Below are 20,197 nucleotides of genomic sequence, written 5' to 3' on the forward strand. Positions count from 1 at the left end.
GGCAGGGGCCGGGGGCGGGAAGGTCCGGCTGTCGCTGGTGGCCTACTCCACGCCGCAGGCGGCGTACGAGGCGATCATCAAGGAGTACCAGAAGACGCCCGAGGGCAAGGGCGTCACGTTCACCAAGTCCTACGGCTCGTCCGGCGAGCAGAGCCGGGCGGTGGCGTCCGGTCTGAAGGCCGACGTCGTCGCGCTGTCCCTGGAGCCGGACATGACGCGGCTGGTGGACGGCGGCCTCGTCGCCAGCGACTGGAACACCGGGCCGGAGAAGGGGATGGTCACCGACTCGGTCGTCGTCCTGGCGACCCGCAAGGGCAACCCGAAGAACGTCAAGTCCTGGGACGACCTCGTCAAGCCGGGCGTCGAGGTCATCACGCCCAACCCGTTCACGTCCGGCGGGGCGCGCTGGAACGTGCTCGCGGGCTACGGCGCCAAGGCGAACAAGGGCACCGACAAGGCGGCCGGGACGGCCTACCTGCACGCGCTGTTCAAGAACGTCCCCGTCCAGGACTCCAGCGCCCGCAAGTCGCTGCAGACGTTCGCGGGCGGCAAGGGCGACGTGCTGCTGGCGTACGAGAACGAGGCCATCTTCGCCAAGCAGAGCAATCAGCCGCTCGACTACACCGTGCCCGACTCGACGATCCTGATCGAGAACCCGGTCGCGGTGACGAAGAAGAGCGCCCACCCCGCCGAGGCCCGCGCCTTCCTGAAGTTCCTGTACGGCAAGAAGGCGCAGGAGATCTTCGTCAAGAACGGCTACCGGCCCGTGGTGGACGGCGTCCCCGGCGCCGAGAAGTTCCCCCGTCCGGCCGGGCTGTTCACCATCGACGACCTGGGCGGATGGAAGACCGTCTCGGACGAGTTCTTCGACCCCAAGGGCAGCATCATGGCCGACGTCGAAAAGGGCATCGGCGTCTCGGTGGAGGGCTAGGGCTCCTCCGATGAGCGAGACGACGAAGAGCCCCAGGGCCGTGGTGGACGAGAAAGCCGAGACGGCCGGCCCCGGCTCCCCACCGGGAGGCGGGGGCCGGTCGGCCGGCCTGAGCGGGGTGGGCGGTACCGCGCTCGGCGTCGGCACCGCGACCATCTTCCTGAGCGCGGTGGTCCTGATCCCGCTGGCCGCGGTGATCTGGAAGGGCGCCTCGCAGGGGCCCGGCGGCTTCTGGGACGCGATCACCACCCCCGACGCCTGGGCGGCGCTGAAGCTGACCGTCATCGCCTCCCTGGTGGTGGCGCTGGTGAACCTGGTCATGGGCACGCTGATCGCCTGGGTGCTCGTGCGCGACTCGTTTCCCGGGAAGGGCCTGCTGGACCTGCTGATCGACCTTCCGTTCGCGCTGCCCACCATCGTGGCGGGCCTCGTCCTGCTGACGCTGTACGGGACCGACAGCCCGCTCGGCGTCTCGCTGGCCTACACCCGGACGGGCGTCGTCGTGGCGCTGCTGTTCGTGACGCTGCCGTTCGTGGTCCGGACCGTCCAGCCGGTCCTGCTGGAGCTGGACAAGGAGATGGAGCAGGCCGCGGCGTCGCTCGGCGCCGGCAACTGGACGATCTTCCGGCGGATCATCCTGCCGAACCTGGTCCCGGCGATGCTGGCGGGCACGGCCCTGGCCTTCACCCGCGCCGTCGCGGAGTTCGGCTCGACGGTGCTGATCTCCGGGAACGTCCCGTTCAAGACGCAGGTGGCGGCCGTGCACATCTTCGGGCAGATCGAGAGCGACAACACGGCCGCGGCGGCGGCGACGTCGACGGCCCTGCTCGTGCTGTCGCTGCTGGTCCTGCTGTCGATCGACCTGATGCGCCGTTGGGGGGCCCGCCGTGGCTAAGCACGGGCTGCGCGTGATCGTCCTGGCCTACCTGCTGTTCCTGCTGATCCTGCCGGTCGGGCTGATCGGCTGGCGGACGTTCGGGGACGGCCCAGGCCCGTTCATCGACGCGCTCACCTCGCATTCGGCGCTGCACGCCTTCCAGGTGACGCTCATCGTGGCGGGCTGGGCCGTCGTGCTGAACACGCTGTTCGGGGTACTGGCGGCGCTGCTGCTCGTCCGGCACAGCTTCCCGGGGAAGCGCCTGCTCAGCGCACTGATCGACCTACCGCTCGCGGTGTCGCCGGTCGTCGTCGGGCTGGCGCTGATCCTGGTGTACGGCGCGTTCAGCCCGGTGGGCGGCTGGCTGGAGGGGCGCGGCATCCAGATCATCTTCTCCACGCCGGGGATGGTGCTGGCGACGGTGTTCGTCTGCCTGCCGCTCGTGGTGCGCGCGATCGTCCCGGTCCTGGAGGAGATGGGCGACGAGCAGGAACAGGCCGCGCAGACGCTGGGGGCGGGCGGATGGCAGACGTTCCGCCGCATCACCCTCCCCAGCATCCGGGCGGCGCTCGGCTACGGCATCGTCCTCTCGCTGGCCCGCGCGCTGGGGGAGTACGGAGCGGTCGCCGTCGTCTCCGGCCGGACGGTCGACGAGACCCAGACCCTGACGCTGTTCGTCGAGGAGCGCTTCGAGAACTTCGACGTGCAGGCGTCCTACGCCGCCGCGCTCGCGCTGGCGGTCATCGCGGTCGCCAGCCTCCTGGCGACCAAGCTCCTGCGACCGAAGGACGGCACCTGATGGCGATCGAGATCCGAGATGTGAACAAGTCGTTCGGCGAGGCGGCCGTCCTGCGGGACGTGTCGGTGGACGTGGCGTCCGGCTCGCTGACCGCGCTGCTCGGCCCGAGCGGCGGCGGCAAGTCGACCCTGCTGCGCGTGATCGCGGGGCTGGAGCGGCCCGACTCGGGCCGGGTGCTCATCTCCGGCAGGGACGCGACCCGGCTGCCGCCGCAGCGGCGCGGCGTCGGGTTCGTGTTCCAGCACTACGCGGCGTTCAAGCACCTGACGGTCTTCGAGAACGTCGCGTTCGGGCTGAAGATCCGCAAGCGCCCGAAGGAGGAGATCAGGAAGCGGGTGGGGGAGCTGCTGGAGCTCGTCCATCTCGACCAGTTCGCGGCCCGGTACCCGGCCCAGCTGTCGGGCGGGCAGCGCCAGCGCATGGCCCTCGCCAGGGCGCTGGCCGTGAACCCGGAGGTGCTGCTGCTGGACGAGCCGTTCGGCGCCCTCGACGCCCAGGTCCGCAAGGAGCTGCGGACGTGGCTGCGCCGCCTGCACGACGAGGTGCACGTCACGACCGTCTTCGTCACCCACGACCAGGAGGAGGCGATCGAGGTCGCCGACACGATCGTGGTGCTGGCGGACGGCGTCGTCCAGCAGGCCGGGGCGCCCGGCGACATCTACGACAACCCGGCGAGCCCGTTCGTGATGCGGTTCCTCGGGCCCGTCACCGAGATCGGCGGGCGGCTGCTGCGGCCGCACGACGTCGAGCTCTCCGCCGAGCCGGGGCCGGGGACGAGACCGGCGGTGATCACGCGGGTGGTGCGGCTCGGGTTCGAGACCCGGGTGGAGTTCCGGGTGCGCGAGCCGGGCGGGGCGGGAGAGTCCGGCCAGGAGCATCCCGCGTGGGCGCAGATGACGAGGGAGTCGGCCCGGCGGCTGTCGGCGGAGGCCGGGGCCGAGGTGCACGTACGGCCGTCCGTCCGGGCCGCCACGGTTCCAGCGAGCTGATGCGACCTGGGACCGGGGAGCAGCGCGTTGTACGTCACCGCCCGCACCAATTACGCGATGCGCGCCCTGCTGGCCATGGCGGCCGCGGGGCCGGAGCCGATCAGCGCCCCCGCGCTGGCCGAGGCCGAGCAGATGCCGTTCACCTTCCTGCAGACCATCCTCGGGGAGCTGCGGCGGTCGCGGCTCGTGGTCAGCCAGCGGGGGCACGACGGCGGGTACCGGCTGGCGAGGCCCGCGTCGCAGATCACGGTCGGGGAGGTGGTGCGGGCCATGGACACCACCTTCGTGTCCGCGGACGACGGCCCGCGCCCGCCCGACCAGCGCCCGGCGTCGGTTGCCGCGGCGCACCTGGAGCAGCTCTGGCGCGCCGCGGACACCGCGCTGCGGCGCGTCCTGGACGAGACCACCCTGGACGACCTCACCCAGGGCCGCCTGCCCGCCCACGTCCGGGCCCTGGCCGACCCGGCCCCTCAAACGACTATCCAGATTGATTAAGTAGGAAATACCTGGGATGCTGGTCCCATGAGTTCCCGGGCCTCGCTCTGGTCCCGGCGGCACGTCGATCTCGGACGGCTGGCCGCCGGGCTGTGTCGCCGCGCCTGACCGCCGGCAGACCGAACGTCCAGAGACCCATCGAAGGTCCAGAAACCCAGGGGAACGAATCGCATGACCATCAGCACGACGACCGCATCGCGGGGATCCGGCCTGGCCGTCACCGTCGCCGACCTGGCCGGGCGGTGCGACGAGTGGCTGCCGCGGGTCCGGCTCGACCCGAGCGGGCGCTGGTACGAGCGCCTGCACCGGGACGCCGGGCAGGAGATCTGGCTGATCAGCTGGCTGCCCGGGCAGACCACCGGCCTGCACGACCACGGGGGATCGCGGGGCGCGTTCGCCGTCGCGCTCGGCAGCCTGGAGGAACGGGACCTGAGCGGCGTGCGGGAGGTCGCGCCCGGACGGGCCCGCGCGTTCGGCTCCGACTACATCCACGAGGTGCGCAATGTCTCGGCCGCGCCCGCCGTGAGCGTCCACGTCTACTCCCCGCCGCTGTCGACCATGAACCGCTACGACATCGTCGGCGACCGGCTGGTGCGGCTCGCCACGGAGGAGGCCGCGCAATGGTGACGCCAACGGTTCGCACGATCGACGACGTCCTGGCCGATGCCCGTGCCCGGCTCCAGCGGCTGTCTCCCGAGGCGGCGTACGGCCGCTGGCGGGAAGGCGCTCTGCTGGTCGACATCCGTCCGGCCGCCCAGCGCGCGGACGAGGGCGAGGTGCCGGGCGCGCTCGTGATCGAGCGCAACGTCCTGGAATGGCGGCTTGACCCGGCCTCCGACGCCCGCATCCCGCAGGCCACCGGACACGACGTGCGCGTGATCGTCCTGTGCTCGGAGGGCTACACGTCCAGCCTGGCCGCCGCCGCGCTGCAGGACCTGGGCCTATCGCACGCGACCGACGTGGCCGGCGGCTTCCACGCCTGGCGAGCCGCGGGCCTGCCCGTCACCACCGCCTGAGGCGCCGTCAGGCCGTCGCGGCCTCTTCGATCTCGGTGGCGGTCTTCGCGGCCGTCGCGGCCTGACGGCGGTGCTCCCGGATCGAATGGGCGAGTGCGGCGGCCCACAGGACGTAGACGGCGGCGTACAGCGGATAGCGGACGGCGCCGGGCGCCTCGACCCAGTCGCTGGTGAGCAGCGTGCGCGCGTTCGTCAGGATGATCAGCCCGCCGACGGCCGAGCCGAGGACGCGGGGCGGCAGGTGCCGGACGAGCCACGCCGCGATCGGCGCGGCGACGACCCCGCCCGCCAGCAGGGCGCCGGCCCAGGCCAGGTCGACCCCCGCCGTGCCGAGGCCGGTCAGGAAGCCCACGCTGGCGGCGACGGCGACCAGGAACTCGCTGGTGTCGATGGAGCCGATGACCTTGCGCGGCTCCATCCGCCCGCTGGCCAGGATGGCGGGGGTGCCGACCGGGCCCCAGCCGCCGCCCCCGGTGGAGTCGACGAACCCGGCGACCAGGCCCAGCGGCGAGAGGAAGCGCCTGCGCAGCGGCTTGTCCAGGTTCCCGGACGGCAGCCCGGCGAAGGTGAAGCGGGCCAGGACGTAGGCGCCGAGCCCGAGCAGGATGATCGCCATCAGCGGCCCGGCCACCTCCGTCGAGATCCAGGACAGGAAGGTGGCGCCCGCGAAGGCCCCGACCGCGCCGGGCAGGCCGATGCGGGCGACGACGCGCCAGTCCACGTTGCCGAAGCGCCAGTGGGCGGTGCCGGACACCAGCGTGGTGCCGATCTCGGCGAGGTGGACGGTGGCGGACGCGGCGGCCGGGTTGGTGCCCGCGGCCAGCAGCAGGGTGGTGGAGGTGACGCCGTAGGCCATGCCCAGGCTGCCGTCGACGAGCTGGGCGCCGAGGCCGACCAGCGCGAGCACGAGCAGGGACCGCATCTACCCTCCTATATGGACTTCACATACTAAACAAGTATGGATTACCTGTATAGCAGACTCGTCCGGCCTCGCGTCAAACATCTAATTTCCTATCTAACTGGTTGACTTAGGTGGAAATATGCCCGACGATGGGCGCGTGAATCCAGGTGAGGTCCTCGTCGCGCGGCTGCACGTCGATCTGCGGCGGCAGGCCGGCGCGCTGTGTTCCGGCCGCTGACCCGCATCCCCTACCGGCTCTGACGGCTGACCCGAGGACTCATCATGTCGATCATCAACAGCACCGGTCCGTCCGGACACGGCCCGCGCGAGCGCGCCGTCGACTTCCGCCCTCTCGATGACCTGCGCCATCTCGACGCTCTCCGCTTCGAAGACGTCGAGGTGTGCCTGCGCGACCCCGAGCCCGAGGTGCGCGACGCCGCCCTCGGCGCCCTGATCGAGAGCGCCCGCGCCGGCCGCGCCCCGTACGGCACCGGCGACGCGCTTGCGTGGGCGCTGGCCGACGAGCACGAGGACGTCCGGCGCAGCGCCGCCGGCGCCCTGCGCGACCTGCCCGAGATCTACCTCGCGGGCGACGGCGTCAAGGCGCTGATGCTGGCCGCCGCGCGCGGGCGGGACCCGTTCGTCCGCGAGGTCGCCGCCGAGCTGCTCACCGGCCTGACCGAGGCGGCGGCCGACCTGTATGCCCACGGCCTGGACGGCGGGGAGGCCCATGTCCGCGTCCAGGCCGTGTCCGGTCTCGTCGCGCTGCACGCGGTCGGCCGGGTGGCCGAGGCCGCCGACGACCCGGCCCGCGAGGTCCGGGTGGCCGTGGCCGAGGGGCTGGCGCGGCTCGCGCGGCCCGAGGGGCTGCCCGCCCTGGCGTACCTGCTCACCGATCACGACCCGGTCGTCCGCATGGCCGCGCTGGACGCCGCCGCCGAGCTGGGCGTCCCCGAAGACCTGGAGCTCCGGGTCGTGGCCGCCCTCCTCGACGACACGAGCCGGCAGGTGCGCCGGACGGCCGCCGTCGCGCTGGCGCAGGGCGACCCGGACGGCGCCGTCCCGCCGCTCATCAGGGCCCTGCGCGACCGGACCGTGGACGTCCGGCGGGCCGCGGTCCGGTCGCTGGAGCAGTGGGCTGCGGACCGCCCGGAGGTCCTCGCCGCGCTCACCGAGGCCCTGGCCGATCCGGATCCGGGCGTCCGCACGCAGATCCGCTGGGCACTCGCCTGACGCCTGACGGCGCCGAACGGCGACGGCCCAGCTCGTCACGCCGTTTTCATACTTTTCCAGTCTAATTAATCGATTAAGAAGGGTGCAGGGAATGGGAGAACGGCGTGACGCCGGCGGGGCGGGTCTCAGCAGGAGGGAACTGGCCGCGGCCGGGGCCGTGGCGGCCGGAGTGGTGGCGGGCGCGGCGCTTCCAGGCGGCACCGCCTCGGCTCAGGCGGCCGAACGGGAGTTCCGGGCCGACCCCGGCCGCGGACGGCCCGCCCGGCCCAACATCCTGGTCGTCATCGGCGACGACCTGGGCTGGGCCGATCTGAGCAGCTACGGCTCGCCCCACATCAGGACGCCCCACCTCGACCGGCTGGCCCGCGAGGGCGTGCGCTTCACCCAGGGCTACTCGGCGGCGGCCGTCTGCTCGCCCACCCGGTTCGCGCTCTACACCGGCCGCTATCCGGGACGGCTCCGCGGCGGCCTGGAAGAACCCATCGCCCGTCCGGACAAGCTCACCGGGATCCCGCCCGGGCACCCCACCCTGGCGTCGCTGCTGAAGGGCGCCGGATACGCCACCGCCATGTTCGGCAAATGGCACTGCGGATTCCTGCCCTGGTACAGCCCGGTCAAGTCCGGCTGGGACGTGTTCTTCGGCAACCTCTCCGGAGCGGTCGACTACTACTCCAAGGTCTCCGGGACGGGCGTGGACCTGTACGAGGGGGAGGTGCCCGCCGAATCGCTCGACTACTACACCGACACCCTCGCCGACCGCGCCGCCGACTTCATCCGCCGCGACCACGATGGGCCGTGGCTGCTGAACCTCAACTTCACCGCCGCGCACTGGCCGTGGGAGGCGCCCGGCGACCGGGAGGTGAGCGCGCAGCTCACCGCACGGGTCAAGGCGGGCGACTCGCGGGCGCTGTGGCACGACGACGGCGGCTCCCTGGACACCTACCGCAAGATGGTCGAGAGCCTGGACGGCGCCGTCGGACGCGTCCTGCGCGCCCTCCGCGCCACCGGCCAGGACCGGGACACGATCGTTCTGTTCAGCAGCGACAACGGCGGCGAGCGCTTCTCCTACCAGTGGCCGCTGTCCGGCGGGAAGGGCGGGCTGAACGAGGGCGGCATCCGGGTCCCGAACATCCTGCGCTGGCCCGCCGCGATCCGTCCCGGGCAGGTCAGCCACGTGCCCGTCATCACCCACGACTGGACCGCGACCCTGCTGGACGCCGCCGGCGTGCGTCCGGGCGCCGGGCATCCGCTCGACGGGCACAGCCTCGTCCCGTACCTGCGGCAGGGGGCCGCGCCGCCGCGGCGCGACCTGTTCTGGCGGACGAAGGAGGAGCGGGCGCTGCGCCGCGGCGACTGGAAGTACCTGCGCACCGCCGCCGGCGAGACGCTCCACAACCTGGCCGCCGACCCCCGCGAACAGGCCGACCTGGCCCGGCGGCACCCGTCCGTCCTCGCCGAACTGCGCGCCGCCTGGGAGAAGATCGACAGCGGTCTGCTGCCCTATCCCTAGTAGTAATCCTCGCCCGCCAGGAGCACGCTGCTGAAGAAGGTGGCTCTGCCGTCGCCGTCGACCCGGTCATGGTGTTCCCCGCCCCGCGAGAACTCCATGAACAGATCGGGCGCGATCACGGAATCGCCGTCCACGTCCACCTCGGTCGCGGCGGTGAGCGCCTCGATGACGTCCTGGGCCGGGGTGCCGAAGACGTCGAGCCCGGAGTAGACGACGGTGTCCTGCCCCTCTCCGGGCGCGTTGCGCGGATTGGGGTTGGCGATCTCGATCGCCACGACCCGTCCGTCCTCGTCGGCGTAGACGAACCCGGAGACGCGCCCGGCGGGGCCGTTGAAGAGGAGGGCGCCGGGTTCGTCGGGGGCGCGCTGGAAGTCCTCCACATCGAGGAACCCCAGCCCCTGGAGCGCCGATCGGGCCTCCGCCAGGGTCGCTCCCAGCAGCACGGGAGGAACCCCCTGCTCGGGACGCAGTTCGAACTCCATCGTGCTCCCCCTGTGGTCGACGTCAAAGAGCCTGGACGGGCCTCACGATAAACCGCCGCCGGTCTACGTGTGGCCTTCTTGCCGACAACCATTTCAAAACCGCCCCCACCCTGCGGAAACACCTCAACCTGAACAACTTTCGAGGCCGCAGGGGCAGGGCGGAATGAATTCGGGCGGCCCTCGGCGTGCGCGGTGCCGTGCACCTGCTCTGACCAGGCATTTCAAATTTCCGAGCCGATGTGGAACGGTCCTTTTCAAAATGCCCATTGGCTTGTGGTGATCTTCGATTGACAGTGCCCGGACGCGCGGTTACCATCCGGTCAGATGGTGATCTTCGTCCATTGAGCGGGCCGGAAAGGATCGAATCCCGGGCGCCCGCCTCTTTGGCCGCTCCCAATCCCATTAAGAGGAATTCGCATGCGCGAGGGCATCGCAATTTCCGTCTCGGCCGCCGCGGCGCTCGCCGTCCTGGTGGCGATGCCCGCCGCCCCGGCCGCCGCGTCCGCGGGGCGACCGGTCCCCGGCCCCGACGGCGTCACGATCGAGATCGCGAACATCAGCGGCTCCGGCTGCCCGCCCGGCACCGCCGAGGTCGTCGTCGCGGACGACAACGAGACCTTCACCATCGGCTACAGCGACTTCACGGCCCGGGTGGGCGGCGCGTCGCAGCCGGCCGACGCGCGCAAGCTCTGCCAGCTCTCCCTGAAGGTGAACTCTCCAGGCTTCACCTACGCGATCTCGCAGACGGACTACCGGATCAGCGCCGACCTGCGGCCCGGCGCGAAGGCCGTCCAGAAGTCCAGCCACCACCTCCAGAGCCCGCCGGCCCGGATCACCACGCTCGACCTGGTCGGCCCCCAGAACGGCGACTTCCAGACCACCGACCGGATACCGCCGGACCAGCTCGTATGGAAGCGCTGCGGCCTGGAGCGGAACCTCGGCGTCGGCGCCGAGTTGCGCGCCGACACGGGAACCTCGGACCCGTCCGAGGTCAGCTCCATCTCGATGAACGCCGCCGACGGCGACAGGGCGACGTATCACTTCGCCTGGAAGCAATGCACCTAGCGCCCGCGCCGGCCCGCGAGAAATTGGTTTGTGCCAGACGCCCTGATCACAAGCTTTTCCGCATACCTGTCAACGCTGAACACACACCGTTGCGACGCCAAGTCGCGGACCGCGCGGGGACGCATGACCGCCACCCGGACGAGGTTATCCAACGGGGGGTGAAGAGCCATGTGTTCATCATGTGCATTCCGAGCCGGAACGGTCTGTTGGTGCGAATGGGTCGAGCGGGATCGGGATTCCGTCTAAGATCAAGCCGGTGTGCAGGTCGGCAGCGGATTCGCGAGTGGCGGCGGCCGGGTTCGATTGCGCGAGCCGTCGGCAGCGACCCGCTTCCACATCGAGGAAGGGCGCGCTGACCAGGGATCCTTCCGTTCCCCTCAGTCGGTTTCGGATCCCCTCGGCCGTCCGGAGGCCGGGCCGGTTTGGCACGGTGCAAGAAACTTTCAGGGACCATGGAGTGCGCAGGTCAATGAGGTGAAACAGTTTTCACCTGGGCTAACGGTAAGCCAGATGTTCCTTGCACGCGGTGACCGGGCGATTAACTATGGCCTAGTCGTCCCAGAGGGAAGGGTTCCGGAGGTGGTTGACGGCTCGATCCCGCACTGGTGAATCGACATCGGCGTGCTCTTGATCGCCGGATGCTGACGACTTCCCCCGCAGTGCCAGGCCGACCTGTGAGAGCGGACACATGACGAATGATCTCCTGTCCCTGTCGACGAACGAATTCATCGGCGGTATCGAGACGGTCGCCCCTCGATTCGATTCCGCGAGCTACCCTCAGCAGAACCTCCCCGCCGACGACTGGACGCTTCTCACGAAGGCCGGCGTGCTGCTGCCGACCCTGCCCAAGGAGTACGGCGGGCGCGACGACCACGCCGAGATGTGCGAGGTCGTGGAGAAACTGTCCGAATGGAACCTGCCACTCGGCATGTACGTCACGGTGATCAGCGCGGTCGCCCTCCGGCCCATCGTGCTCTGGGCCGATGAGGAGGCGAAACGGGAGGTCCTGCCCGCGTACGCCGGCGGCGACCCCATGATCGCCGGGTTCGCCTCGACCGAGCCCGGCTGCGGCTCGGCCATGTCCGCCATGACGACCACCTTCGAGGAGGTCGAGGGCGGGTACCGGATCCGCGGCCGCAAGCACTGGCAGGCGTTCAGCATCAGCGCCCACTGGTGGCTGGTCAGCGCGAAGAACGAGACCCGCGACCGGCGCGAGTACGGCTACTTCATCGTCAAGCGCAGCGAGGGGTTCCGCACGCTGCGGCCCTACGAGCCGCTGGGCCTGAAGGTCATCGACTACGGGCTCAACGAGATCGACGCGGTCGTCCCCCGGCACCGGCGGATCGCGGCGGACGGGCGGACCCTGCGCCCGATGGTGGAGATGCTCATGGCGTCGCGGGCGATGATGGCGGCGATGGGCTGCGGATTCCTGCGCCGCATCAGCCGAGAGGCGCACGCGTACGCCGAGCGCCGCCGGATCGGCCCGGGCCCGCAGTCGGCGATCCGGTTCGTCCGCTACCGGCTGGCGGCCATCGACGCGTCCTACACCGTCTGCTCGGCCCTCAACCACCACCTGCGGACCGCGCTGAACATGAAGGACGAGATGATCGGCTCGTTCCCGGCCGTCCAGGCCATCAAGACGGTCGCCACGGAGCGGATGCTGAGCTCGGCGCACCACTACCAGCAGCTCGTCGGCGGCGAGGGGTACCGCAGCGGGTCGCCGACGAACATCTCCGCGCAGGCGTTCCTCGACGCCCGGGTCTACACCATCTTCGACGGCACCAACGACCTGCTCAGCCAGCAGCTCACGGAGTACTGCCTCGCCAGGACCGACGGCCGCGCGCTGAGCCGGTTCCTGGCCGAGTGGCCGCTCACCGCGTCCGCGGTCACCGCGCACGGGCTGGATCTGAACTTCCTCGACCGGGACCTGCGCCAGGAGCACCTTGTCCTGGCGGGCCGCGCGATCGCCTACGCGTTCGCGATCGGCCGGGTCATGCGGTGGGCTGCCGAGACCGGTGCCGACCCCCGCGCGGCCCGGACGGCGATCGAGTTCCTCAAGGCCGACATCGCCGGCGTCGCCACCGAGTTCGAGCTGCTGTCCGCGGGCGTGCTCGGCGGCCCGACGCTGAACTAGCCCGGCGGCCCCTCGGCCACCAGCCCGGCAGCGCCTCGGCGACCAGCCCGGCTGTGCTCCGGCGACTAGCCCGGCAGCCCCTCGCGGCGGCGGATCATCTGCATGAGGTCCGCCGCCCGCTCCTTGATCAGGTTGAGCCCGGGGTGGCCCCACGGCCGCGGCTCCCGGTCGATGATGCAGATCGTCCCGAGGACGGTGCCCGTCCGGTCGATGAGCGGGGCGCCCGCGTAGGTGCGGATGCCGAGCTTGTCGACGACCGGGTTCCCGGCGAACCGCGGGTAGTCGCACACGTCGTCCAGGACGAGCGCCTTCCGCCGGACGACGACGTGCGGGCAGTACCCGTGGTCGAGCGGAACCTCCCGGCCGAGCTCGACGGCGCTCGCCGGGTCCGCGCCCGGGACCGCCGGGGCGTACAGGCCGCCGAGGTACTGCTGGTCCGTGACGAAGTTCACCATCGCGAACGGCGGGTGCTCGGAGCCGACGAGGTGCCGGGCGGTCTCGGCGAGGTCGCGGGCGAGGGCGTCGAGCTCGCCGTCCGGCCCCTGCCCGAGGCCGAGCTCGCGCAGCCGCGCCATCCGCTGGGGCACCTCGGGGTCGACGGGGGTCAGGCGGTGGCCGGGCGGTTCGTACAGCGAGTCGTGAGTCACGGGATGCTCCATATGTGGCTGTTCTGCGTCAGACGGAGTTGGAGGCGGCGGACGTGGCGGAGGCGGCGGTGAGAAGGTGCCGCACCAGAGCGCGCAGCACCGTGATGGCGGAGGAGCGGTCCCGCGCGTCGCACAGCACGATCGGCACGCGCGGGTCGAGGCCGAGAGCGGAGCGCACCTCGTCGGGGTCATAGCGGAAGGCGGCGTCGAACTCGTTCACGGCGACGAGGAAATGGGTTCCCCGGTTCTCGAAGAAGTCGACCGCCTCGAAGCAGTCCTCAAGGCGGCGCGTGTCGGCGAGCACGACGGCGCCCAGCGCGCCCGCGGACAGCTCGTTCCACAGGAACCAGAAGCGCCGCTGCCCGGGCGTCCCGAACAGGTAGAGGACGATCCCGTGCTGGTCGAACGTGATCCGGCCGAAGTCCAGCGCCACGGTGGTGGTGGACTTCTCCGCCACGCCGCCCAGGTCGTCGATGCCGACGCTGGCCGAGGTGATGAGCTCTTCGGTGCTCAGCGGTTCGATCTCGCTCACCGAGCCGACGAACGTCGTCTTCCCGACGCCGAACCCGCCCGCGATGAGGATCTTGACCTGCGTGGAAGGCACCACAGGCTCGTCGTAGGCCGTCTCAGGCTCGTTGTAGGCCATCGAGCAGTTTCTCCAAAAGGGCTCGGTCGGTGGGATCTGCCGCGGTGTGCGCCGCCTGTCTGATCATCGCCCGGTGGTCCATCAGATCGGCGAGCAGGATCTTGGTGACCGCGACGGGGAGCCGCAGATGCGCCGCGACCTCGGCGACGGACGTGGGCGTGCGGCACAGCTCCAACGCCTCGGCGTGCTCCGGGTCCAGGGCCGGGGGGAGGACGCCGTCCGCCACCACAAGGGACAGCAGGTCCAGCTCGACGGTCGGACGGGTGCGGCCGTCGGTCACCGTGTACGGGCGTACCAGGGGGCCGGCGTTGTCGTCGACCCATACCTCCTCGTCGCCCGCCGTCATGGCATTCGGTTCCGGTCGCCCGGCACGGTCGCCGCCGACCGCGCGGCGGTGTGCAGGAAGGGCCGGACGGCCTTGATCAGCCGCGCCATCTCGAAGCCGACGACGGACGGGTCGGCGTCCGCTTTCGCCAGCACCGCCAGCACCGAATTGAATCCGGCCCAGGAGATGAACAGCTGGCTGGACTTGAGCTCCGCCACCACCTGCCGCACCTCGTTGCTGTCGTCGAACTTCATTCCGGTGCTCCGCGCGATCGAGAAGAATCCCGACGCGAGCGCGGACAACTGCTCCGCGCTGGCGCGGTCGAAGCCGTGGGCGGCTTTCAGCAGGCCATCGGAGGACAGCAGCACGCTGCCGCGTATGACCGGAACCTCCTCGCTCAGCCCCCGCAACAGCCAAGCAAGATCTTGAGCCTGGTTCGGGGAGACAGCACTCAATGGACGCTCCTTACCATTCGTGTTGATTCGTCAACTCGCGCTGTCCTGGCCGTCCGCGGCGCCGTCGTCCTCTTGGACGCTGCGGATGCCCTTCTGGAACGCCGCCATCAATCCGGGGTTGTGCTCGACTTCCTCGTCCGGGTCGTCCTGCTGGAAGACCGGGGCGTCCGCCAGTTCGGGCGGAAGGTGCGTCTGCGCCTGCCGCTGCGGCAACGGCGGCCGCGCCCCGCCGTTCCCCGGAGCGGCGGGCTCGGCGGCGTCCGGAACGGACGCGGCGGGTCCGGACGCGGCGGGTCCGGAGGCCGGCGCGGAGGTGTCGAGACCTTGGTCGACGACCGGGAGCGGGCCGGTCGAGACGTCCGGCGGGTTCGGCACGTCCGACGCATCCGCGGTGGGCGTGGACGGCCGCGCGTGCGCGGGACGGTGCGGGCGGCGGACCTGACCTTCCACGGCGACCGGTCCGACGCCGAGGACGTCCCGGTCGTTCAGCGCCAGCTGCGGCCCCGTCCCGGCGCTTGGCAGGGAGCCTGCGCTCTGCACGGAGCCGGCGGCGGGTTCCGCCACCCGCGCCGTCGTCGTGGCGGCGGGCGGGCGGGCCGCCCGCGCCTGCGCCGCCTCCGCCCGGCGCTTCTCCTCGGCGGCCTCCTCGGCCTCGGCCTGGCTGCCCTCCAGCTCCTTGGGCACGACGACGACGGCCTGCGTCCCGCCGTAGACGTTGCCCTGGAGCTGGACGCGGACCTTGTGGCGGCGGGCGAGCGCGGACACCACGAGGAGCCCGATGCGCCCGTCCTTGAGCAGCTCCTCGGTGTCGGCCCGCTCCTGGTCGGCGAGCAGCTCGTTCAGCCGGCGCTGGTCCCCCCGCGGGATGCCGATGCCGCGGTCCTCGACCTCGATGGCCAGCCCTGCGCTGACCATCTCGACGCGGATCAGCACCTGCGTGTTCGGCGGGGAGAACTTGGTGGCGTTCTCGATGAGCTCGGCCAGCAGGTGGACGATGTCCGCGACGGCGCTGCCGTGCAGGCTGCCCTCGATGGGCGGCACGACCTTGACCCGGTTGTAGTGCTCCACCTCGGCGATGGACGAGCGCAGCACCTCGTAGACGCTCACCGGCTTCGTCCAGCGGCGGCGGGACGCGGCGCCGCCGATCACGGCGAGGCTCTCGGCCTGGCGGCGCGTCCGGGTGGTGAGGTGGTCGACCTTGAACAGGCCCTTGAGGAGGTCGGGGTCCTCGACCTGGTTCTCCAGCTCGTCCAGCCCCTGGATGGCGCGGTGCGACAGCGACTGCATCCGGCGGGCGAGGTTGACGAAGACGCCGACGCGCTGCCCGGCGCTCCCGGCGGGCTCGCGGGCCGCTGCGGCGACCACGGCGTTCCACGCCTCGCTCTGCGCCTTCCGCAGCTCGTAGGCGAGCAGGATGACGGGATCGGCGGTGTCGGGCGCCGGGTAGTCCTCGCCGCGCGGCGCGGCCTTCTCACCGGCGATGAGCGCGGCGGAGAGCTTCTGCAGGTCGCGTCGGCCGTGGGCGACCAGGGACCCGAGCTCGCCGAGCCGCCACAGGATGTTGTCGCGGTCGCGGACGGCCGACTGCGCGTGCTGCCGGTGCACCCGCCGGGTGGTGGCGTCCGCCGCCACGACGGCGGCCCCGATGGTGATCGCGGCCCCCACCGCCGCCGCGGCCAGCACCAGCCGTGTCTGCTCGGACACGGTGTGACCGCTGTACAGGACGATCACGGCGGCGACCCCGAGCAGGCCCACAATGGTCGCGGGAAGCACGGAAATGGACAGGTGATAGGTGCGTATACTTCCCTGCCGACGCGTGCCATGGGTCATTGACCTGCCGTTTTGCCGGGCACCGCGGTGCTCGGCCTCGGCAGCTGGTTCGAAGTAGTCAGGCATCGGCGTCCTCAGTGCCTCGACGGTGAAGTTCACGCTACTGAGTAATACGTACTCGGATGGGTACAGTTCGTGTCTTAGGCTGGCACAACGCCTCAACCAGGAAGCGTGGATTGCAGAGATTCCCGCGACCCGAGGACGCTATCAGGGTATCCATCCCGATATGTCCCATTCCTCACGTATTCGCGTAAGTTGATCGTCGACACGCGTTCACCTGAGGCGGACATCAGAACTCTCTGAAAGCTCCACGAGAAACGCAGGCCGCTGGTCAGGACGCTGACCGGCGTGAAGGGCCGTCAGACCGATCGGTCTGACGGCCCTGTCCGGCCGGTTCATGGTCAGGACTTGTTGTAGGTGCGCTTGGCCCAGAGGTAGGACACGACGCCGATGCCGGCGCACCACGCGATGGCGATGACGGCGTTGTCGTCGATCGGGGTGCCGAGCAGAAGGCCACGGACGGTCTGCATGACCGGGGTGAAGGGCTGGTACTCGGCGAACCAGCGCAGGACGGTGGGCATGGAGTCGGTCGGGACGAAGCCGCTGCCGAGGAAGGGCAGGAAGACCAGGGGCATCGGGGCGTTGCTCGCCGCCTCGGGCGTCGGGGACTTCAAGCCGAGGGCGACCGACAGCCAGGTGACGGCGACCACGAACAGGGTGAGCAGTCCGGTGGCGGCCAGCCATTCGACGGCGGTCGCGTTGGGACGGAAGCCCATCGCCAGGGCGGCGCCGATGACGGCGGCCATGCCGAGAAGCTGCTGGACGACGCTGGCGACGACATGGCCGGTGAGGACCGACGCCCGGGAGATCCGCATGGTGCGGAAGCGGGCGATGATGCCCTCGGTCATGTCGGTGGCCACCATGACGGCGGTTCCCGTCGCGGCCATCGTCGCGGCCATGAGCAGGATGCCGGGCACGACGTAGTCGACATAGGTGTCGCGGCCGCCGCCGATGCCCGCTCCGAGCGCCCCGCCGAACACGTAGACGAACAGGAGCAGGAGGACGACGGGCGTGACCAGCAGCTGCACGGTCATGGACGGGTAGCGCAGCAGCCGCTTGAGCTGGCGCCGGACCATCGTGGACGAGTCGCGGGCGGCGAGGGGGAGGGTGCTCATCGGAGGGCCTCCGTGTTCTGGCCGGTGAGCTCGTTCTGGCCGGTGAGGGTGAGGAAGACGTCGTCGAGGTCGGGGGTGTGGACGCTGAGGCCGGCCGGTTCGACGCCCGCCGCGTCCAGCCGGGCGAGCAGGTCGCGCAGTGACGCGACGCCGCCGTCGGACGGGACCTGCAGCGTGAGCCGGTCGTCGTCGGACGGGTCCACGAAGCCCCGGCCGAGCGCGGCGAGCGCGGCGTCGAGCGCGTCGTCGCCGGTGAACCGCAGCGAGACGTGCCCGCCGGGGATGAGGCGCTTGAGCTCGTCGGCGGTGCCTTCGGCGATCAGCCGTCCGTGGTCGAGGAGGGCGATGTGGTCGGCGAGCTGGTCGGCCTCCTCCAGATACTGGGTGGTCAGGAAGATGGTGGTGCCTCCCGCGACGAGGTCGCGGACGATGCCCCACATGGTGCGGCGGCTGCGCGGGTCGAGCCCGGTGGTGGGCTCGTCCAGGAAGATCAGGCGGGGATCGCCGACCAGCGTCATCGCCAGGTCGAGCCGCCGCTGCATGCCGCCGGAGTAGGCGCCGGCCGGCTTGCGGGCCGCGTCGACCAGGTCGAAGCGCTCCAGCAGCTCGGCGGCCTTGCGCTTGCCGTCGCGCCGGGGCAGGTGCTTGAGGTCTGCCATGAGGAGGAGGTTCTCCTCGCCGGTGAGCAGCTTGTCGACGGCCGAGTACTGCCCGGTGACGCCGATCGCGCCGCGCACGTCGTCGGCCTGGCGGGTCAGGTCGTGTCCCGCGACCTGGACCTGGCCGCCGTCCGCGCCGATCAGGGTGGACAGGATCTGGACGGTGGTCGTCTTGCCCGCGCCGTTGGGCCCCAGCAGCGAGAAGATCGTTCCTTCGGGGACGGCCAGGTCGATGCCGTCGAGCACGACCTTGTCGCCGTCCTTGCCGGGATAGGACTTGCGCAGCCCGGTCGCCGCGATGGCCAGGTTCGTCATGGTTCTGCTCCTTCAGAGGCTGCGGGCGGTGATGTCGCCGTGGGAGGTGGTGGCGCGGATGTCGAGGACGGTGGCGCCGTCGTTCTTGAGGGCGTTGCTGACGCGTCCGTAGGAGGTGCCGGCGTCCAGGGCGGCCGAGACGCCCGCGGCGGCGGCGACCGAGATGTCGCCGGACAGGGTGCGCAGCACGACCGTCCCGCCCGTGGCCTCGGCGATCTGGATGTCGCCCCGCTGGGTGCTGATGTCCGCGGGGCCGTTCAGGCGGCCGATCTCGACGTCGCCGTCCAGCGCGGTGAGCCGGACGCCCGCGGCCTCGTCGATCTTGATGTGGCGGTAGCCGCCCTCGAAGGCGAGGTCGCCGAGGCGGCCGACGGTCCGGAGCTCGGCGCCGGACGTCGTCGCCTCGACCCGGGAACCGGCGGGCAGCTTGACCGTCACCTCGACGGCTCCGGACGGCCCGAAGGCCCCCTTCCCGGCCGACGCCGTGATCCGCAGGACGCCGTCGCCGTATTCGACCGCGGTCTGCTCCGCCGCCTTCACGTCGCGGCCCTTGGCGGCGTTCGCGGGCCGGACCTCGACCGCGGTGTCGGCCCGGTCCGCGGCGATGATCTGGACGCGTCCGGCGGGGATGTCCACGACGGCGGAGATCGGGGCCGGGGTGGGGAAGGTCTGCATCGTGCTCTCCCTTGCGCTCGCTGTTTCTGATGTTGGAAACGCTACGTTGCATTCCAAGTCCCTGCAACGCAGACGTTGCACTGAATCAGCATCTATACAGGTAGTGGCACTGAAATCATTGCAACGATCCTCGCGAGTAATGCAACGTTGAGCGTTGTCTCGTTGCAATGGATTGGTGGTTAACGCTATGGTGGACGCGTCGCGCACAGCCACGAAGGATCGATGAGGAGATCGCGAATGCCCGGAGGCAGGCTCACCCAGCAGGACCGCCGGCAGATCGCGCTGGGGCTGGCCGACAACCTCCCCTACGCCGAGATCGCGCGCCGCCTCGACCGTCCGACCTCGACGATCACGCGTGAGGTGATGCGCAACGGCGGCCCCACCGCCTACCGCGCCGACCTGGCCCACCGCGCCACCGAACGCCGCGCCCACCGGCGCGGGCAGGCCGCGCCCCGGGAGACGCAGGCGACGGCGCAGCCCTACGGACGTGACGCCGAGGCCGTGCGCGAGTTCGCCGAGACGCTCACCACCGTCTTCATGGCCTCGGGCCTGCCCAAGATGATGGCCCGGGTGCTGGCCTGCCTCTACACCACCGACTCGGGCAGCCTCACCGCGTCCGAACTCGCCCAGCGGCTCCAGGTCAGCCCGGCGTCCATCTCCAAGGCGATCGCGTTCCTGGAGAACCTGGAGCTCGTCCGCCGCCGCCGCGACGAACACCGCCGCGAGCGCTACGTCGTCGACGACGACCTGTGGTACCAGTCGATCGTCCGCGGCACCCGCTCCAACGACCAGTTCGCCGAGGCCGCGCGCCAGGGCGTCGCCGTCCTCCGTCCCGGCACCCCGGCGGCCACCCGCCTCGAGAACGCCGCCCGCTTCCTCGACTTCGTTACCGAGAGCCTCATCCGCGCCGCCGAACAGGCTCGCGACGTCCTCTACACCCCCACCGAAACCACCTCGGCAGACGGCGACGCAGAACCACCTACCGACCCCCGGTAGACGGCTCGCCGTCAGCCCGTGTACTGCGAATTGAGTAGGTGA

At 71.0% G+C, this 20,197-nt stretch carries 22 protein-coding genes and 2 pseudogenes; 14 read left to right on the plus strand and 10 right to left on the minus strand.

Annotated features, from left to right (window positions below; all coding sequences use genetic code 11):
- From E1287_RS17665 to E1287_RS17695, 7 genes are all read left to right on the plus strand, one after another.
- On the plus strand, nt 1–931 hold a 931-nt coding region (locus E1287_RS17665), incomplete at its 5' end, for a sulfate ABC transporter substrate-binding protein (protein WP_131966047.1).
- A 10-nt stretch (nt 932–941) separates the two neighbouring features.
- A complete protein-coding gene (gene cysT, locus E1287_RS17670; RefSeq protein ID WP_131966048.1) occupies nt 942–1,826 on the plus strand; it encodes a sulfate ABC transporter permease subunit CysT in 885 nt (294 codons plus the stop codon).
- Nucleotides 1,819–2,607 (plus strand): sulfate ABC transporter permease subunit, encoded by a 789-nt coding sequence (locus E1287_RS17675; protein ID WP_131966049.1) that lies wholly within the window; start codon nt 1,819–1,821, stop codon nt 2,605–2,607. Before cysT ends, E1287_RS17675 begins: the two co-directional genes overlap by 8 nt.
- Nucleotides 2,607–3,596: a TOBE-like domain-containing protein gene (locus E1287_RS17680; RefSeq protein WP_131966050.1), complete on the plus strand. Its 990-nt coding sequence runs from the start codon at nt 2,607–2,609 to the stop codon at nt 3,594–3,596. The genes E1287_RS17675 and E1287_RS17680 overlap by 1 nt, the downstream gene beginning before the upstream one ends.
- 27 nt (nt 3,597–3,623) lie before the next feature.
- Complete coding sequence (locus E1287_RS17685) at nt 3,624–4,091, plus strand: Rrf2 family transcriptional regulator (protein WP_131966051.1); 468 nt, start codon at nt 3,624–3,626, stop codon at nt 4,089–4,091.
- A 171-nt stretch (nt 4,092–4,262) separates the two neighbouring features.
- Nucleotides 4,263–4,718: a cysteine dioxygenase family protein gene (locus E1287_RS17690; protein ID WP_131966052.1), complete on the plus strand. Its 456-nt coding sequence runs from the start codon at nt 4,263–4,265 to the stop codon at nt 4,716–4,718.
- Nucleotides 4,712–5,107 carry a rhodanese-like domain-containing protein gene (locus E1287_RS17695; RefSeq protein WP_131966053.1) on the plus strand — a complete coding sequence of 132 codons (396 nt, stop codon included), beginning with the start codon at nt 4,712–4,714 and terminating at the stop codon, nt 5,105–5,107. Before E1287_RS17690 ends, E1287_RS17695 begins: the two co-directional genes overlap by 7 nt.
- Before the next feature lie 7 nt (nt 5,108–5,114).
- Here E1287_RS17695 and E1287_RS17700 read toward each other — a convergent pair whose 3' ends face one another.
- The gene (locus E1287_RS17700) at nt 5,115–6,029 is read right to left on the minus strand and encodes a sulfite exporter TauE/SafE family protein (RefSeq protein ID WP_131966054.1); all 915 of its coding nucleotides are present in this window, start codon (nt 6,027–6,029) and stop codon (nt 5,115–5,117) included.
- Between the two features lie 118 nt (nt 6,030–6,147).
- Here E1287_RS17700 and E1287_RS17705 point away from each other — a divergent pair, with 118 nt between their 5' ends.
- The 3 genes from E1287_RS17705 (at nt 6,148) to E1287_RS17715 (ending at nt 8,751) form a co-directional block, all read left to right on the plus strand.
- Nucleotides 6,148–6,246: a putative leader peptide gene (locus E1287_RS17705; RefSeq protein WP_131966055.1), complete on the plus strand. Its 99-nt coding sequence runs from the start codon at nt 6,148–6,150 to the stop codon at nt 6,244–6,246.
- Between the two features lie 44 nt (nt 6,247–6,290).
- Entirely contained in the window at nt 6,291–7,241 is a 951-nt protein-coding gene (locus tag E1287_RS17710; RefSeq protein ID WP_131966056.1) for a HEAT repeat domain-containing protein, read from the plus strand.
- Between the two features lie 91 nt (nt 7,242–7,332).
- Complete coding sequence (locus tag E1287_RS17715) at nt 7,333–8,751, plus strand: sulfatase-like hydrolase/transferase (RefSeq protein ID WP_131966057.1); 1,419 nt, start codon at nt 7,333–7,335, stop codon at nt 8,749–8,751.
- On the opposite strand, the gene E1287_RS17720 is transcribed toward E1287_RS17715, so the two are convergent.
- Nucleotides 8,748–9,233 (minus strand): hypothetical protein, encoded by a 486-nt coding sequence (locus E1287_RS17720; protein ID WP_131966058.1) that lies wholly within the window; start codon nt 9,231–9,233, stop codon nt 8,748–8,750. The genes E1287_RS17715 and E1287_RS17720 overlap by 4 nt on opposite strands.
- A gap of 417 nt (nt 9,234–9,650) precedes the next feature.
- Here E1287_RS17720 and E1287_RS17725 point away from each other — a divergent pair, with 417 nt between their 5' ends.
- The gene (locus E1287_RS17725) at nt 9,651–10,298 is read left to right on the plus strand and encodes a DUF4360 domain-containing protein (RefSeq protein ID WP_165969060.1); all 648 of its coding nucleotides are present in this window, start codon (nt 9,651–9,653) and stop codon (nt 10,296–10,298) included.
- A 688-nt stretch (nt 10,299–10,986) separates the two neighbouring features.
- The gene (locus E1287_RS17730; RefSeq protein WP_131966059.1) at nt 10,987–12,432 is read left to right on the plus strand and encodes an acyl-CoA dehydrogenase family protein; all 1,446 of its coding nucleotides are present in this window, start codon (nt 10,987–10,989) and stop codon (nt 12,430–12,432) included.
- A 65-nt stretch (nt 12,433–12,497) separates the two neighbouring features.
- On the opposite strand, the gene E1287_RS17735 is transcribed toward E1287_RS17730, so the two are convergent.
- The 8 genes from E1287_RS17735 to E1287_RS17770 all read right to left on the minus strand — a co-directional run bounded on the left by E1287_RS17735 (nt 12,498) and on the right by E1287_RS17770 (nt 19,159).
- Nucleotides 12,498–13,079, minus strand: a complete 582-nt coding sequence (locus E1287_RS17735) for a GAF domain-containing protein (protein ID WP_243719143.1) — start codon at nt 13,077–13,079, stop codon at nt 12,498–12,500.
- Between the two features lie 28 nt (nt 13,080–13,107).
- On the minus strand, nt 13,108–13,725 hold the full coding sequence (locus tag E1287_RS17740; RefSeq protein WP_131966061.1) for an ATP/GTP-binding protein: 618 nt from the start codon (nt 13,723–13,725) through the stop codon (nt 13,108–13,110).
- A complete protein-coding gene (locus E1287_RS17745) occupies nt 13,706–14,071 on the minus strand; it encodes a DUF742 domain-containing protein (protein WP_131966062.1) in 366 nt (121 codons plus the stop codon). Before E1287_RS17745 ends, E1287_RS17740 begins: the two co-directional genes overlap by 20 nt.
- The gene (locus E1287_RS17750) at nt 14,068–14,505 is read right to left on the minus strand and encodes a roadblock/LC7 domain-containing protein (RefSeq protein WP_131966063.1); all 438 of its coding nucleotides are present in this window, start codon (nt 14,503–14,505) and stop codon (nt 14,068–14,070) included. The genes E1287_RS17745 and E1287_RS17750 overlap by 4 nt, the downstream gene beginning before the upstream one ends.
- A 30-nt stretch (nt 14,506–14,535) precedes the next feature.
- Nucleotides 14,536–16,278, minus strand: coding sequence for an ATP-binding protein (locus E1287_RS17755; protein WP_131966064.1), 1,743 nt, complete (start codon nt 16,276–16,278; stop codon nt 14,536–14,538).
- Nucleotides 16,279–16,736: 458 nt separating this feature from the next.
- Nucleotides 16,737–17,510 (minus strand): ABC transporter permease, encoded by a 774-nt coding sequence (locus tag E1287_RS17760; RefSeq protein WP_131966065.1) that lies wholly within the window; start codon nt 17,508–17,510, stop codon nt 16,737–16,739.
- Nucleotides 17,507–18,484, minus strand: a complete 978-nt coding sequence (locus E1287_RS17765; RefSeq protein ID WP_131966066.1) for an ATP-binding cassette domain-containing protein — start codon at nt 18,482–18,484, stop codon at nt 17,507–17,509. The genes E1287_RS17760 and E1287_RS17765 overlap by 4 nt, the downstream gene beginning before the upstream one ends.
- Nucleotides 18,485–18,496: 12 nt before the next feature.
- Complete coding sequence (locus E1287_RS17770) at nt 18,497–19,159, minus strand: DUF4097 family beta strand repeat-containing protein (protein WP_131966067.1); 663 nt, start codon at nt 19,157–19,159, stop codon at nt 18,497–18,499.
- A 237-nt stretch (nt 19,160–19,396) separates the two neighbouring features.
- On the opposite strand from E1287_RS17770, the pseudogene E1287_RS46355 reads away from it, so the two are divergent.
- Both E1287_RS46355 and E1287_RS45685 read left to right on the plus strand, forming a co-directional pair.
- A pseudogene (locus tag E1287_RS46355) lies at nt 19,397–19,594 on the plus strand (helix-turn-helix domain-containing protein); the annotation flags it as partial.
- Between the two features lie 123 nt (nt 19,595–19,717).
- Nucleotides 19,718–20,155, plus strand: a pseudogene (locus E1287_RS45685) (MarR family transcriptional regulator); the annotation flags it as partial.
- Nucleotides 20,156–20,197 lie beyond the last annotated feature (42 nt).

The sequence above is a fragment of the Actinomadura sp. KC06 genome (genome assembly GCF_004348735.1).
GTDB lineage: Bacteria > Actinomycetota > Actinomycetes > Streptosporangiales > Streptosporangiaceae > Spirillospora.

Coding starts and splice junctions, on each gene's coding strand:
- E1287_RS17690 (WP_131966052.1), top strand. CDS start 4,263: ATGACCATCAGCACGACGACCGCATCGCGGGGATCCGGCCTGGCCGTC.
- E1287_RS17705 (WP_131966055.1), top strand. CDS start 6,148: ATGCCCGACGATGGGCGCGTGAATCCAGGTGAGGTCCTCGTCGCGCGG.
- E1287_RS17700 (WP_131966054.1), bottom strand. CDS start 6,029: ATGCGGTCCCTGCTCGTGCTCGCGCTGGTCGGCCTCGGCGCCCAGCTC.
- E1287_RS17760 (WP_131966065.1), bottom strand. CDS start 17,510: ATGAGCACCCTCCCCCTCGCCGCCCGCGACTCGTCCACGATGGTCCGG.
- cysT (WP_131966048.1), top strand. CDS start 942: ATGAGCGAGACGACGAAGAGCCCCAGGGCCGTGGTGGACGAGAAAGCC.
- E1287_RS17745 (WP_131966062.1), bottom strand. CDS start 14,071: ATGACGGCGGGCGACGAGGAGGTATGGGTCGACGACAACGCCGGCCCC.
- E1287_RS17765 (WP_131966066.1), bottom strand. CDS start 18,484: ATGACGAACCTGGCCATCGCGGCGACCGGGCTGCGCAAGTCCTATCCC.
- E1287_RS17740 (WP_131966061.1), bottom strand. CDS start 13,725: ATGGCCTACAACGAGCCTGAGACGGCCTACGACGAGCCTGTGGTGCCT.
- E1287_RS17730 (WP_131966059.1), top strand. CDS start 10,987: ATGACGAATGATCTCCTGTCCCTGTCGACGAACGAATTCATCGGCGGT.
- E1287_RS17715 (WP_131966057.1), top strand. CDS start 7,333: ATGGGAGAACGGCGTGACGCCGGCGGGGCGGGTCTCAGCAGGAGGGAA.
- E1287_RS17695 (WP_131966053.1), top strand. CDS start 4,712: ATGGTGACGCCAACGGTTCGCACGATCGACGACGTCCTGGCCGATGCC.
- E1287_RS17710 (WP_131966056.1), top strand. CDS start 6,291: ATGTCGATCATCAACAGCACCGGTCCGTCCGGACACGGCCCGCGCGAG.
- E1287_RS17720 (WP_131966058.1), bottom strand. CDS start 9,233: ATGGAGTTCGAACTGCGTCCCGAGCAGGGGGTTCCTCCCGTGCTGCTG.
- E1287_RS17680 (WP_131966050.1), top strand. CDS start 2,607: ATGGCGATCGAGATCCGAGATGTGAACAAGTCGTTCGGCGAGGCGGCC.
- E1287_RS17725 (WP_165969060.1), top strand. CDS start 9,651: ATGCGCGAGGGCATCGCAATTTCCGTCTCGGCCGCCGCGGCGCTCGCC.
- E1287_RS17770 (WP_131966067.1), bottom strand. CDS start 19,159: ATGCAGACCTTCCCCACCCCGGCCCCGATCTCCGCCGTCGTGGACATC.